Origin of the sequence: Buchnera aphidicola (Pemphigus obesinymphae) (assembly GCF_026122815.1) — a bacterium.
Classification (GTDB): domain Bacteria; phylum Pseudomonadota; class Gammaproteobacteria; order Enterobacterales; family Enterobacteriaceae; genus Buchnera_C; species Buchnera_C aphidicola_BJ.
In genome coordinates, this window is the sequence record NZ_JAIWQW010000093.1 from 1 (window position 1) to 414 (window position 414).

The following is a 414-nucleotide window of genomic DNA, read 5'->3' on the forward strand; positions in this document are numbered from 1 at the left end:
GAAATATTTTTGAATATGTTTGGATTATGTTTTAACCAATCAAGAGCATCAGAAATATCAGGTATCAATTTTATCTCCTTGTGTTAAATATGTTTAAGATTATATTTTTGAAAAAAATATAAAAATTTTTTAAAAATTAAGAATAAAACGGAAAGGATATATTTTTGTTAAATTTTGGTAAAAAATGTAATTATTTTTATTATCGGTTTTGCATCCGGAAGGATTTGAACCTTCGGCCTCTCGGTTCGTAGCCGAGTGCTCTATCCAACTGAGCTACGGATGCAAATGTTTTTTTGGTGAGAGAGGGATTCGAACCCTCGATGCAGTATTTACATACTCCCTTAGCAGGGGAGCGCCTTCAACCACTCGGCCATCTCACCTTGCTTTATTTTTATAATTTTAAATTAGTTTTAG

2 tRNA genes are annotated in these 414 nt (G+C 31.9%); both read right to left on the reverse strand.

Going from position 1 to position 414, the window contains the following annotated elements:
• Positions 1–209 precede the first annotated feature (209 nt).
• Positions 210–283, reverse strand: a tRNA-Arg gene (locus LDP10_RS03250).
• An 11-nt stretch (positions 284–294) separates the two neighbouring features.
• Positions 295–380 (reverse strand) — tRNA-Ser (locus LDP10_RS03255).
• Positions 381–414 lie beyond the last annotated feature (34 nt).